Source organism: Lysobacter firmicutimachus (genome assembly GCF_037027445.1).
GTDB lineage: Bacteria > Pseudomonadota > Gammaproteobacteria > Xanthomonadales > Xanthomonadaceae > Lysobacter > Lysobacter firmicutimachus.
In genome coordinates this window covers 4,533,394-4,545,677 of sequence record NZ_JBANDL010000002.1, presented here as the reverse complement: position 1 = coordinate 4,545,677, position 12,284 = coordinate 4,533,394, and the positions used below count along the sequence as shown (strand labels likewise).

General features: G+C 70.4%; 10 protein-coding genes. 7 read left to right on the top strand and 3 right to left on the bottom strand.

What is annotated here, in order from left to right; genetic code table 11:
- Window positions 1-31: 31 nt before the first annotated feature.
- On the top strand, window positions 32-514 hold the full coding sequence (locus V2J18_RS19655) for a tetratricopeptide repeat protein (RefSeq protein ID WP_064747025.1): 483 nt from the start codon (window positions 32-34) through the stop codon (window positions 512-514).
- 28 nt (window positions 515-542) lie between these two features.
- On the opposite strand, the gene V2J18_RS19650 is transcribed toward V2J18_RS19655, so the two are convergent.
- Window positions 543-1,019, bottom strand: a complete 477-nt coding sequence (locus V2J18_RS19650; protein ID WP_336132653.1) for a DUF2165 family protein — start codon at window positions 1,017-1,019, stop codon at window positions 543-545.
- 225 nt (window positions 1,020-1,244) lie between these two features.
- Complete coding sequence (locus V2J18_RS19645; RefSeq protein ID WP_064747027.1) at window positions 1,245-1,499, bottom strand: DUF3297 family protein; 255 nt, start codon at window positions 1,497-1,499, stop codon at window positions 1,245-1,247.
- Window positions 1,500-1,675: 176 nt separating this feature from the next.
- Here V2J18_RS19645 and V2J18_RS19640 point away from each other — a divergent pair, with 176 nt between their 5' ends.
- From V2J18_RS19640 to V2J18_RS19630, 3 genes are all read left to right on the top strand, one after another.
- Complete coding sequence (locus V2J18_RS19640) at window positions 1,676-2,446, top strand: SIMPL domain-containing protein (protein ID WP_336132652.1); 771 nt, start codon at window positions 1,676-1,678, stop codon at window positions 2,444-2,446.
- Window positions 2,447-2,691: 245 nt separating this feature from the next.
- Window positions 2,692-3,825, top strand: coding sequence for a lactonase family protein (locus V2J18_RS19635; protein WP_261370034.1), 1,134 nt, complete (start codon window positions 2,692-2,694; stop codon window positions 3,823-3,825).
- Window positions 3,826-4,126: 301 nt separating this feature from the next.
- The gene (locus tag V2J18_RS19630; protein ID WP_336132651.1) at window positions 4,127-4,618 is read left to right on the top strand and encodes a hypothetical protein; all 492 of its coding nucleotides are present in this window, start codon (window positions 4,127-4,129) and stop codon (window positions 4,616-4,618) included.
- A gap of 129 nt (window positions 4,619-4,747) precedes the next feature.
- Here the strand turns inward: V2J18_RS19630 and V2J18_RS19625 are convergent, their stop codons facing one another.
- Window positions 4,748-6,874 carry a hypothetical protein gene (locus tag V2J18_RS19625; RefSeq protein ID WP_336132650.1) on the bottom strand — a complete coding sequence of 709 codons (2,127 nt, stop codon included), beginning with the start codon at window positions 6,872-6,874 and terminating at the stop codon, window positions 4,748-4,750.
- Window positions 6,875-7,216: 342 nt separating this feature from the next.
- Here V2J18_RS19625 and V2J18_RS19620 point away from each other — a divergent pair, with 342 nt between their 5' ends.
- The 3 genes from V2J18_RS19620 to V2J18_RS19610 all read left to right on the top strand — a co-directional run bounded on the left by V2J18_RS19620 (window position 7,217) and on the right by V2J18_RS19610 (window position 12,228).
- Window positions 7,217-9,139 carry an N-acetylmuramoyl-L-alanine amidase gene (locus tag V2J18_RS19620; protein WP_336132649.1) on the top strand — a complete coding sequence of 641 codons (1,923 nt, stop codon included), beginning with the start codon at window positions 7,217-7,219 and terminating at the stop codon, window positions 9,137-9,139.
- 132 nt (window positions 9,140-9,271) lie between these two features.
- Window positions 9,272-11,404 (top strand): SpoIID/LytB domain-containing protein, encoded by a 2,133-nt coding sequence (locus V2J18_RS19615; protein ID WP_336132648.1) that lies wholly within the window; start codon window positions 9,272-9,274, stop codon window positions 11,402-11,404.
- Window positions 11,405-11,460: 56 nt separating this feature from the next.
- Complete coding sequence (locus V2J18_RS19610; protein ID WP_064747034.1) at window positions 11,461-12,228, top strand: M23 family metallopeptidase; 768 nt, start codon at window positions 11,461-11,463, stop codon at window positions 12,226-12,228.
- Window positions 12,229-12,284 lie beyond the last annotated feature (56 nt).

Here is a 12,284-nt window from a genome sequence, read left to right as displayed (position 1 = left end):
GGTCCTGACCTCATCGGACAATGCCCGGACCATGCCCGAACCACGCACCGACCTGACCGCGCTGCTGGCGCGCGCCCACACCGCCATCGCGCAAGCGCGCGATGTCGAAGCCGTGCGCTTGCTGCAACAGGTGCTCGAGCGCGATCCGGACAATCTGCACGCCGAGTACCTGCTGGCGATCCAGCACGCCCAGGTCGGCCTGTACGAGCGCGCCGAGCAGCGTCTGCGGGTGGTGCTGGGGCGGATGCCGGAGTTCGTCGTGGCCCGCTTCCAACTGGCGCAGCTGCTGCTGATGCGCGGCACCGGCGGCGAAGCGAGCCTGTGGTTGGCCCCGGTGCTGGATGCGCCGGCGCCGCTGGGCGATTACGCCCGCGCCCTGCATGTCGCCGCTGGCGGCGAAACCGCGCGCGCCTGCCGCCTGATCGAGGCCGCCCAGCGCCTGCCGCAACCGATTCCCGAACTGGCCGCCGACATGCGCCGCCTGCTGGCGCAATGGCGAACGGCCGCCGCCTGAGCGGGCCGGCGAACCCGGCTGCGGTCGCTTAAACCCGCAGATTCACCGCGATCGTCGCCACCGCAGCGACCCCGATCAGCACGAAGTGCATGGTCTGCAGATTGTCCTGGCGGATGTAGTAGGCGAACCAGCTGCCGCCGAGCAGCATCAGCAAGCTGGTGGCCATCAACGCGGTCAGCGCGATCGTCGCCAACGCGGCGGGCTCGGCGCTGGCGCCGGCGTATCCGAACGCCGCGGCCCACAGCAGCGCCGCGCTGACCGCTTCGGCGATCAACACCAGGGCGAACACCGCGCGGTGCCAGTGCGCCGCCTCGACCCGGCGTCGCTGCAGCGGGGTCTGGATCGCCGGGGCTTGGTCCAGCGGCGCCATGCGCATGATCTGGCCGATGGCGAACACGCCGTTGCGGAACGCGACGAGGTTGTTGAACGCGACCAGGCTCAACCAGGCGGCGAGGCCGGCGAGCAGGACGAACTTGAAGGCGATCAGGCTGAAAGCTAGGGACATGGCGGGCTCCTGGAGGTCGACGCGCCCGCGGTGGTAGTGCGGGCTTTTGCTGATTCGACGATCCAGGACGGCGATTTTGGACATCGGCCGCCGAAAAATCCGCGGCCGGAAAAGCCGGTTGCAGGCGTGCCGGCGGCAGGCGTGCCAGCGGCAGGCAGGCCAGTAGGAGGCATGCCAGCGGGTGGGGCGCCGGCCCCGCCCGCGAAGGCGGCGCAGCGGCCGCGATTACTCGGCGTCGGAAGCCGCGGTCAGGTAGTAGGCCTCGACCTGGCCCTTGTGTTTCATCGTCATCGGGTTGCCGCGGCGATCGAGCGACTTGCCGACCGGCAGGCGCACCCAGCCTTCGCTGATGCAGTATTCCTCGACATTGGTCTTCTCCGCGCCGTTGAAGCGGATGCCGATGCCGCGTTCGAGCACGGCCGGGTCGTGGAACGGGCTGCGCGGGTCGTTGGAGAGGCGGTCGGGCGGGGTGTCGGTCATGCGAAAGGCTCGGTTCGGTTGGGCTTGCGGATGCTGCGGGCTGAGGGTCAGCCGGACGGCGTGCCGGCACGGCCGGCGGCGGTCAGGATACGCGCGTGGCCATCACCGGCCCAGTCCCGCGGTCGGGGAGGGAGGGGTAAGCTTCGTTTGCCCTCTGCGTCCCTGGCGATGTCGCGATGAATCCACTGTGGACTTACCTGCTGGGTGCCGGCCTGTTCGGCGCGGGCCTGTCCGCGGCTGGCCCGGCCGCCGTCGGCCCGACCGTTGCCGCGGCGGGGGCGGCGGCCGCGGAACAGGACGCCGTTCGGCCTGGCGCCGTGCCTGCGCAGCAGGGCGGCCGCTTCCGCGTCGCCGGTTTCGGCCGGGTCGCGTTCGAGCCGGATCTGTTCGGATTCGCCTTCGTCGTGGTCAGCGAAGCGGCCGAGCCGGGCGCGGCGCGGCTGCGGCACGAGCAGGCCGTGGCGCTGGCGCGCGATGCGATCGCGGCGCAGCGCGCCGAGCTGGACGAAACCGCGGCCGACGCGCCGGGCCTGCAGCGGCGCGACGACGCGCCGGCGACGCGTTATCGCTACCAGACCCGGTTCGCACTGCGCTTGCGCAGCCGCGAGGCCTTGATGCGTTTGCAGCAGCGTTTGGCCGAGCTGGGCATCGACGGGCTCGATCAGGTCCAGCCGCTGTCGCAGCGCCTGCCCGAGTACGCCAACCAGGCGCGCCGGCTGGCGCTGCAAGACGCGCAGCGCAAGGCCGAGACGCTGGCGGCCGCTGCGGGCTGGCGCCTGCTCGGGCCGGTCGCGGTGCGGATCGAAGACGACCGCCCGTGGTGGACGCCGCAACCGCCGACCGCACGTCAGTACGGCGCCCGCGCCTACAACTACGCTGCCGACGCACCCGTGCGCGGCAGCGAAACGACCGCGCAAGTCGAGGTCGAGTACGCCTACGCGCGCTAGCCGGCGCCGGGCGATGCGGCCGCCGGCACCGGCGCGTGTTGCCGTTTCGGTGCTGCGAACCCCTTGCCGCGCAATCGTCTGCGCCGCCCGAGAGCGGCGCGTGTAAATCCGTGCGCCGCGCCGACGCTGCATGCGCGGCACACGGCATGGCGATCCGGCCGGCCTTGGTGCAGGATCGGACCTCGCGCCGTTACGCCGGAACTTCTATGAACCTGCGATCCGTCCTGCTTGCCTGGAGTCTGACGATGAGTGTTGCCGCCACGCCCGCCGCCGCCGCCGCCCACGATCGTGCGACCGAGCTGCTGATCGGTTGCTATACCGGCCCGCAGTGTCGCGGCATCGCGCGCCATCGCTTCGATTCGGTCCAGGGGCGGATCGATCCGCAGCCCTTGGAAGTGATCGAAACCGACAATCCGTCCTGGCTTACGTTTTCCGCCGACGGCCGGCATTTGTTCGCGCTCAACGAGAACGGGCCGGCGTCGGCCGATCCGGTCGGTCGCGCCAGCAGTTACCTCCTGGCCCGCGGCAACGCGCGGTCGCAGCGCCTGTCGCAGGCCAATACGCTCGGCGACGAGCCCGCTCATGCGAGCGCCAGCGCCGATGGCAAGTACTTGTTCGTCGCCAATTACGCGGTCGCGGCCGCGCCCGGCGGCACGCTGGCGGTGCTGCCGGTCGACGGCGAAGGACGCTTGCAGCCGGCGGTGCAGGTGATGACCCATCTGGCCAGCGGTGCCGACCCCGAGCGACAGGCCTCGACCCACGTGCACGCGGCGGTGCCGACCCCGGACGGCCGCTATCTGCTCGCTGCCGATCTGGGGGCGGACAAGGTCTATGTCTATCGCTACGACCCGGCACGCAGCGCCGAGCGGCCGCTGCGCGCGGCGGAGACGCCGCATCTGGCGTTGCCGCCCGGCAGCGGGCCGCGCCATCTGTTGTTCGACGCTTCGGGGCGGCGCGCCTATCTGAGCCTGGAGATGAGCGGCGAGGTCGTCGTGCTGGAACGCGACGAGGATCGCTTGCGCATCGTGCAGACGCTGGCCCTGGACCCGGGCCGGCGCGAGGGCAATGCCGCCGCCGCGCTGCATTTGTCGGCCGACGGTCGTTTTCTGTATGCGAGCAATCGCGGCGAGGACAACCACATCGCCGTCTACGCGGTCGAGGCCGGCAGCGGCCGGCTCAGTCCGCTGCAACGCCGCAGCAGCGAAGGCCGCGGCCCGCGCGAATTCGCCCTGACGCCGGACGGGCGTCATCTGGTCGTGGCGAACCAGCACAGCGGTTCGCTGGTGGTGATCGCGCGCGACCCCGACAGCGGCCTGCTCGGCGCCACCTTGCAAACGCTGCCGGCGTTCGCGCCTTCGGACGTGAAGTTTGTGCCTTAGGGGGGGATTGGGGAATGGGGAATGGGGCTGAGGGACGTCGTTTTTGTGTTCCTCCCTTGGAAAAGAGGGGCTGGTAGGTGAGTTGCGTTGGAGGGCGCGCGTTTTTTGATGCGAAGCGCTTGCAACGACATCACGCTTTCAACATGCGATCCCCAATCCCCAATCCCACCCCAGTGCCAAAGTCTCGTTTCGACGCATCGACGGCGACGCAATGTGGCTCCGTTCGCGAAACGGGGCGTCCGGGGCTTGGTCGCTGCGCGTGCATCGCCGACACTGCCGGCCCCCAAGTCGCGAGCTCGGCATGCAGCGCCGCCCGCCGCCGGGGAGCGACCGGCGCTCGTCGTCTTCCGCCCGGCCTTCCATCGTTGCCACCGTCGCGCCGGTCCGTCCGGCCCGTCGCGACGTGCCGCTGATGAGCGGCGTTGAGTCGCCATCCGTCGGTTCCGCGCCGGTCGGCGCCGCTGCGCGCGTGGTCGCGGCGCTGCTGGCGTTGGTCTGCGCCAGCACCGCGCTGTGGGGCACGGCCAATCTGCTCGTCACCGCCGCGACCGGTGTGGTGCGCCAGCGCCGCGCTGCGTTCGCGTTCGCCGAACAGCCGCTGCGCTTCGTCCTGGAAGTCGGCGCGCAGGCGCTGGTGTCGTTGCTGTGCGCGGGGATCGCCTGCGCCGCGGTGCGCATCGCGCTCGGTCGCGATGGGCGCCGAGTTTCGCCCGCGGCGGCGCGACGGCGGTGGCGGCGTCCCCGTTTTGCGATCCTGGGCCGGCGCGCCCGCAAGGCCCGCCGCGCGCGCTAGCGATGCGCGCGTTGCGTCCGCGCGCCGCGTGCGGGGCGGGCGCCGATGTCGATCATCAGCGACGCCGATACGACCAGGCCCGGCATGGCCGGGCCTGGCTGCGCCGCGCATGCCGCTGGCCGACGTCCGTCAGCCGGCGTCCTTGAGCCGGATCGTGCCCGGCACCGCGCGGTTGCCTTGCTCGAACACCATCGCCAGCAGGTCCTCGGGGATCTGGCTGGTATGGAAGTCGTTGCTCAACACCGCGAACACTTCGTCCGGGGTCTTGGCCACGGCCAGGTGCTCGGCGACGTTGGTGTTCCACGGCGTGACCCGGCCCGAATCCAGGTCGGCCAGATGCTCCTTGCCGCCGACCGAGCCGACGTGGGCGCGGCTGCGGTCGCGCAGCTCCATCAGTTCGGCGCTGGTGAACTCCAGTTGCACGTGCTGTTCGCCGTCGAAGTCCTTGTTGACCTGGTCGGGCCGGTAGGCGGCGTTGAGGTAGGAGGTGAGGATCGGGTTGAAATCGCTCAGCACGATCTTCCACTCGGTCTTGCTGTCGATCGGCTTGCCGTCGCGGCCGACCTGGAACTGCACGTCGCTGGTCATGCCGTCGGCCGAGGTGTAGGTGTTCTGCTGATCGATCGTGCCGTCCTGCCAGACATTGCGGGTGATGGTCAGCTGGCTGTTGCCGCCGGCCTGCCACGACAGCGGGCCCAGGTCGATGCCCAGGCGGGTGGCGTGTTCGGCGTTGAGCACCTCGCTGGTGCCCGAACGCTGCACGCCGGGCGGGTTCCAGTCCGGCACGCGGCCGCCGTTCATGAAGTTCTGGTAAGCCTGCTGGCCTTCCGGCGTGGCCAGGTCGATGCGCGCGGTGCTCAGCGAGCGGTTTTCCATGCTGGTGTCGACGCTGAGCCCGATCGCCGCAGTGCCGGCGCGGCCGAGGCCGAAGAAGGTCGCGTTCTCCACGGTCTGGATCGGGCCGGCATACACCTCGACCACCGAGCCTTCCAGCTTGCGCACGCCGAAGCCGGCGCCGTCGAGTTCGGTGTGGTTGCCGGCCAGGGTGAAGGCCTTGTAGTTCACCGCGAAATCCGAGCCCTGCAGGTCCTGGCCGCGCATCAGCACCGAGGTGCCGGTGGGCATGTTGAGCGGGTCCAGCGGGTTGGGCATGCCGCTCATGTCGCCGCCGGCGAGCTTGGTCCCCTGTTGCGTGGTCACCGTGGCTTCGTAGCTCAGGCGAGTGCCTTCGAACTCGGTGTAGTGGCCGGAAATCGGCAGGCCCTTGACCACGTTCTTCAGCAGCGGCGAGCCTTCGATCAGCTCCTTGGCCTCGGGCGACACCTGGCGCAGCAAGGTCGCGGCCCGGTAGAGCTTGTTCAGCGGCGTCTTGCCGACGTCGACGCCGGCCTCGCTCTGCAACTGCACCGAGGTCTTGAACTGCTGGGTTTCCTGGAAATCGACGCCGGTCTGCACGTCGGACAGCTCGACCTTGCCTTCGAAGCTGAAGCCCGCCTCGGCGCGCACCGGAATGAAGGAGGGCGTGCCGATGCCGCCGAGCGGCGCGTTGTAGGTGACCTGGGTGCCGGGGTTGATCGCATAGGCGAGCAGGTCCTGCGGCATCGCGCCGAGCAGTTCGTAACCGGCCGCGATCTGCTGCGGGGTCGGGTTCGGCGGCAGCTCGACGCCGAAGTTCTTCAGCGCAGTGCGCGCGGTATCGATCGGCAGGTTGGTGACCGCTTCGGGGTTGGTCTTGGTCGAAGGATCGTTGCGCAGGTAGGCCGGCACTTCGGTCGGCTTGTCGGTGGCCTCGCCGACGATGCGCTTGAGTTCCTTGACGTAGGGGTTGTCGTTGAACGCGTCGCGCGCCTCGCCGTATTCGTAGCTCGCGGTGGCGCCGTTGAGGCCGCTGTCGCGGTAGTCCTCCCACTTCGGCTCGAAGCGGTCCAGCGCGGCCTGCGCTTCCTCGCGCCGGGTGGTGGTGAACTGGGTCACCCGCGGCTGGTAGACCGACTGATAGACCGGCGACGGCATGCCGTTGAGGTCGTCGGTCTTGGGCAAGGGCAGGCCGTTGATCGAGGCCACCGCCTGCTCCGGCGTCTTCGCCTCGGCCGGCTTCAGCGCCGGCGGCGTCTCGGCGCCGGGCGCGCTGGCCGGCGCCGCGGGCTCGTTCTGCGCGGCTTCCTGACGTGCGACCGAGTCGCGGATCGCCTGCTGGTCTTCCGGCGGCAGGCGATTGAACGTCTGCCAGCTGACGCCGCCGATTCCTCCACTCATGTCTTTCTCCCGATAGTCGCTATGGCAACGGATGCGCCGAAACCGCGACACGCTATCCAATGTCACAAATCGGCAACATTAGGGTTTACCCCAGGTGCGCCGGCGGTGGCGCACGACGCGTTCGCGCATTTCGCCGGGGCGCGCTTGCGGCGCTGCATCGCGTCCATACGGCCAGGGCGGTCGGCGTTCTGCCGCCTTCCGCCGCCGCGCTCAATTCACGAGTGATCGCAGTCGCGGAACGCGACATTGCTACCGCACGACCCATCGCGCAGCACTTGCCGGTCAGGCAAATGCAGTACAAGGGCGGCGCGGGAATTTTTAATTCTCTTGGGGATAAATATCATGAACGAATATTCCGGTGTCCGTTCCGCTGCCGTGCGGCACCCGCTCCGCTCCACCCTCGTCCTGGCCATGGCCGGCCTGATCGCGGCCGTGGCCGCGCCGGTCCTGGCCCAGTCGCGGCCGCCGGCCGCGGCCGAAGACCGCGCCCTGGCGCAACGCCTGCAGGTCGAAGAATCCCTGGCGCGGGTCGACCGCGCCCTGTACGCGAACTACTTCCGCCAAGCCTATGCGCGCTATCCCTCGATTCCGCGCGGCACCCTGGAGTCGGTGGCCTATGTGATGAGCCGCTGGCAGCACCTGCAGCCGGAGGCGGCCGGCTACGGCGAGCAGCACCAGCACATGCCGCGGTCCTACGGCGTGATGGGTCTGTACCGAGGCGAAGGCTTCGCCGATCAAGTCGGCGAGGGCGCGCGCCTGCTCGGCGTGCCGGCCGCGCGCGTGCAGCGCGACCCGTCGACCAACATCCTCGCCGCGGCCGCGCTGATCGACCGCGAGCTGCGCGCCGACGGCCTGCGCGCCGATGCGCCGGTCGAGGCCACCCGCGCGGCGCTGGAACGCTACGCCGGCTTCGCCCGCAGCGGCGCCGCGGCCAAGAGCGCGATCCAGGACCATGCGCGTTCCAGCTTCGCCTTCGACGTGCTGCTGGCGCAGGACAAGGGCGTCAACGATCGCGGCATCGTCGTGCCGGCGCGCGCGGTCGCCTGGGAGCGCGCCTTCGACGCGCGCAAGTTGGTCCAGCTGCGCGCGCCGTTCGTGCGCCTGGACGTGGCCAACGACAAAGTCGAGGCAGTGGGCGCTGCCGCATCGGGCTATGCGATCGACCCGCGCAGCGAAACCCTGACCGTGCCGGCGGCGAACTTCGATACCAAGAGCACCGACTACGGCCCGGCGCTGTGGGTGGCCTCGCCCTACCACTCCACCCGCACGTCCTACGATTCGGTCACCATCCACACGATGCAGGGCTATTACGCCGGCAGCATCTCCTGGTTCCAGAACAATCCCAACAGCGTCAGCGCGCACTACCTGATTCGCAGCTCCGACGGCCAGATCACCCAGATGGTGCGCGAGAGCCGCGCCGCCCACCATGTGGGCGTACACAACAAGACCACCCTGGGCATCGAGCACGAAGGCTTCATCAACAACGCCAGCTGGTACACCGCGGCGATGTACAACGCCTCGGCCGCGCTGACCCGGCATTTCTGCGCGACCTACAGCGCGATCAGCTGCGCCAGCGCTTACAAGGGCCCGGCCGGCAGCGGCATCAACGTATTGCCGGCCAGCGTCAAGGTGAAGGGCCACCAGCATTACAGCAGCCAGACCCACACCGACCCGGGCATCAACTGGGATTGGGCGCGTTACTACAACCTGCTCAATCCGGGCAGCGGCACCGGCAACGTGATCGACAGCTTCGAGAGCTCGGTCGGCCACTTCGACACCGCGCCGGCGTACTCGGGCAGCACCACCGGCATCTCCTCGGCCTCGCTGGCCGAGCGCAACTGCACCACGCGCAAGAACGGCGAATGCTCGCTGCGGGTGCTGCTGAAGGACGACACTGCGACCGCGTCGGACTGGGCGGTGCGCCTGCTCTCGGCCAGCGGCACGCCGGCCAGCAACGCCGCGCTCAACCGCGCCAACGGCAAGGTCGGGTTCTGGGTCTACACCGGCGCCACCGGCCTGAGCGCGGCGCTCGGCGTCGACGACAGCGACGGCACCGAGCGTTCGGTCGGTCGCGCGATTCCGGCCAATGCCTGGACCTACCTGGAGTGGCGCCTGGACGACGCCGCGCAATGGGACGCCTGGGTCGGCGGTGCCGACGGCGCGATCACCGCCTCGACGGTGAAGCTGGATGCGGTGTGGTTCTACCGCGACCAGACCGCGTACGACGTCAACGTCTATCTGGACGACGTCCAGGTCAAGTACTGATCGGCGCGTCGCGCAGGCCGGCTTCCCGCACCCGGCCTGCGCGCGCCCGGTCGCCTCGGCGCCCGGCGTTCCGTCGGGCGTCGTCTCCCGTTGAACGTTCACGCCGCGCCGTCACGGCGCACAGGGGAATCCATGTCCGATACTCCGCACCGCGGCCCGCCGCGCGCATCCGCGCGCCGCGTGCCGGTCTGGCCGGCGCCGCTGGCCTTGCTGCTGGCCGGCGCGGTCTTCGCGCAATGGCTGGCGCGCCCGGCCGCACCGCCGGCCGCGCCGACCCGCGCGTCCGGCCTCGCCGCCGACCCCGCGGCGTTGCGCCGACCGCTCGATATCCGCGTCCGCGATGCGGTCACCGGTCGCGCATTGCCCGCGCAGCTGCAACTGCAGCGCGACGGCGCGCGCGCGCTCGAATTGAACGCCGGTGCGCAAGGCGGCCGGGTCGCGAGCCTGGCCGCGGGCGATTACCGGCTGACTGTCGCCGCGCCCGGCTACGAGCCGCTGACCCTGCCGTTGCACGTCGACGCCGCGCCGAGCCTGCCGATCACGGTCTGGCTGTCGCCGTCGGCGCCGTCCGAGGCCCTGGACCTGCTGGCCTTGAAGGCCGCGGCCTGCGCCGACTGCGCGGTGTTCAGCGGTCACGTCTACGATCGCGGCGACGGCGCGCCGGTGGCCGGCGCGCGCGTGCGCAGCAGCCAGGGCGAGCAGGCCCTGACCGACGCGGCCGGCTACTTCGAACTGCAAGCGCGCTTGCCGCGTGCGCAGGCCGCCGATCGGGAGGCCTTGCCGGCGGACATCGAACTGCGCGTCGCCGGCGCCGGCTATCGCAGCCAGCGCCTGAGCGGCCTGCCCCTGCTCAACGACAGCCGCCATCTGATCGTCGATCTCGAACCCGGCGCCGGCGTCGCGGTGGTCGACCGCCGCCACGTGCAGGCGCGCGCGCGCGAACGCGCCGACCGGCAGCGGCCGGTGTCGGCGGCGGATCGGGCGCAGATCGACGCCGTCGCTGCAGCCCAGGCCGATGCGGCGCTGGACCCGGCGCGGCCGGCTTCGCGCGCCCTGGCCGAACGCTTGGCGGCGCAGGCGGCCAGCGTGCCGGTGCCGAGCAGCATCCGGGTCGGCACCAACTGCTCGGGCCGCTCCTGCAGCAGCGTGTCGGTGTACGCGTTCGAGGACTATGTGGGCCGCGGCCTCGACGAAGAATGGATCCCGTCCTGGGACGCCGACTCGCTGGCCGCCGGCGCGGTCGCCTACCGCAGTTACGCGGCCTATTACGTCGCCCATCCGGTCAACAGCCGTTATGACATCTGTGCCAGCACCTCTTGTCAGGCGTTCAACGCCGACAGCGTCTCGGCCACGGTCGCCGCGGCCACGGCCACCCGCGGCGTGCTGCTGACCCGCGACGGCCGCACCGCCGCTTTCAGCGAGTACTCGGCCGAGAACAATGCCTGGGACGATCCCTCCGACGGTCTGTCCTGCGTCAACAACGACCTCAGCTGCGGCAACGGCCGCAACGGCTCGCCGCGCAACAACTGGCCCTGCCTCAGCGACGAAGTCGGCCGCAACCGCGGCTGCTTCGGCCACGGCCGCGGCATGAGCCAGTGGGGCACCCAGCGCTGGGCCGCCAACCAGGGCCGCGACTGGCGCTGGATCGCCAATCACTACTTCAACGGCAACAACCAGCCCGGCGGCATGCGCAACGCCTTCCTCGCCAACGACGGTGGGGTCAGCGGCGGCACCGTGCTGATGGACGGGTTCGAGAACGGCGTCGGCCGCTTCGCCAGCGCACCGACCCTGTCCGGCAGCACCGTCGGCATCTCGACCGCCTCGCTGGCCCAGCAGGACTGCGCCACCCGCAAGAGCGGCAACTGTTCGTTGCGCGTGCTGCTGAAAGACGACCCGGCGGTGAGCGCGGCCTGGGCGGTGCGGCTGCTGTCCGGCGGCGGCACCCCGGCCAACAACCTGGAACTGGTGACCGCGCGCGGCCGGGTCGGGTTCTGGGTCTACACCGGCGCCAGCGGCATGACCGCCTCGCTCAGCATCGACGACAGCGACGGCACCGAGCGCGCGGTCGCGCGCGCGATCCCGAGCGGGCAGTGGACCTGGCTGGAGTGGGCGCTGGACGACCCGGCGCAGTGGAACGCCTGGGCCGGCGCCAGCAACGGCAGCATCGACGCCGCCAGCGTGCGCCTGGATGCGGTGTGGTTCCTGCGCGAACAGACCCGCTACGACGTGAACCTCTATCTGGACGACGTGCAGATCGTTCATTGATTTCCCCCCGCGTCGCGTCGTGGGCAACGGCGCGACCTCACCTGGAGCATCAAGCCATGCCTCGTTCCCTCCGTACCCGAACCGCCGCCGCGCTGTTCGCCTTCGCCGCCCTGTTCGGTTCCGCGGCGCAGGCCGCACCGAACTTCCAGATGCCGTTCCCGTGCGGCCAAGTCTGGTCGGGCCAGACCCGCACCAACCACAACCCGGTCAACTCGGTCGACTTCAACCGCGCCAACGACGAGGGCGACACCGTGGTCGCCGCCGCCGCCGGCACGGTCACGGTCGTGCGCAACCTGGGCAGCACCAGCTACGGCAAGTACGTGGTCGTCGACCACGGTGGCGGCTGGACCACGCTGTACGCGCACCTGAACTCGTTCTCGGTCTCGGTCGGCCAGAACGTGGCGATGGGCCGGCAGATCGGCACCGTCGGCAACACCGGCGGCTCCACCGGCGCCCACCTGCACTTCGAAGAACGCCTCAACGGCAGCGCGCAGAAGATCAAGTTCAACGGCAGCCAGATCCTGTACTTCGGCAGCAACGACTACACCAGCCGCAACTCCTGCGGCAGCAGCGGCGGCGCCAACGGCCAGGTCAACACCAGCGGCACCCCGCTCAACGTGCGCTCGGGTCCGGGCACTTCGTACTCGATCGTCGGCAGCCTCGCCGACGGCGCCAGCGTGACCATCCAGTGCCAGACCACCGGCAGCTCGGTCACCGGCACGTACGGCACCAGCAACATCTGGAACCGGATCGGCAGCGGCCGCTTCATTCCGGACGCCTACACCTACACCGGCTCGGACGGTCGCGTCGCGCCGCCGTGCTGATCGGCTGAGTCCTGCGTTTTCGCCGGCCGTTCCGCGCGTCCGGCGTACGCTGCGGC

Bases quoted from the DNA above. Each gene is read 5' to 3' on its own strand.
- V2J18_RS19610 (WP_064747034.1), top strand. From the start codon at position 11,461: ATGCCTCGTTCCCTCCGTACCCGAACCGCCGCCGCGCTGTTCGCCTTC.
- V2J18_RS19650 (WP_336132653.1), bottom strand. From the start codon at position 1,019: ATGTCCCTAGCTTTCAGCCTGATCGCCTTCAAGTTCGTCCTGCTCGCC.
- V2J18_RS19640 (WP_336132652.1), top strand. From the start codon at position 1,676: ATGAATCCACTGTGGACTTACCTGCTGGGTGCCGGCCTGTTCGGCGCG.
- V2J18_RS19645 (WP_064747027.1), bottom strand. From the start codon at position 1,499: ATGACCGACACCCCGCCCGACCGCCTCTCCAACGACCCGCGCAGCCCG.
- V2J18_RS19635 (WP_261370034.1), top strand. From the start codon at position 2,692: ATGAGTGTTGCCGCCACGCCCGCCGCCGCCGCCGCCCACGATCGTGCG.
- V2J18_RS19625 (WP_336132650.1), bottom strand. From the start codon at position 6,874: ATGAGTGGAGGAATCGGCGGCGTCAGCTGGCAGACGTTCAATCGCCTG.
- V2J18_RS19655 (WP_064747025.1), top strand. From the start codon at position 32: ATGCCCGAACCACGCACCGACCTGACCGCGCTGCTGGCGCGCGCCCAC.
- V2J18_RS19620 (WP_336132649.1), top strand. From the start codon at position 7,217: ATGAACGAATATTCCGGTGTCCGTTCCGCTGCCGTGCGGCACCCGCTC.
- V2J18_RS19630 (WP_336132651.1), top strand. From the start codon at position 4,127: ATGCAGCGCCGCCCGCCGCCGGGGAGCGACCGGCGCTCGTCGTCTTCC.
- V2J18_RS19615 (WP_336132648.1), top strand. From the start codon at position 9,272: ATGTCCGATACTCCGCACCGCGGCCCGCCGCGCGCATCCGCGCGCCGC.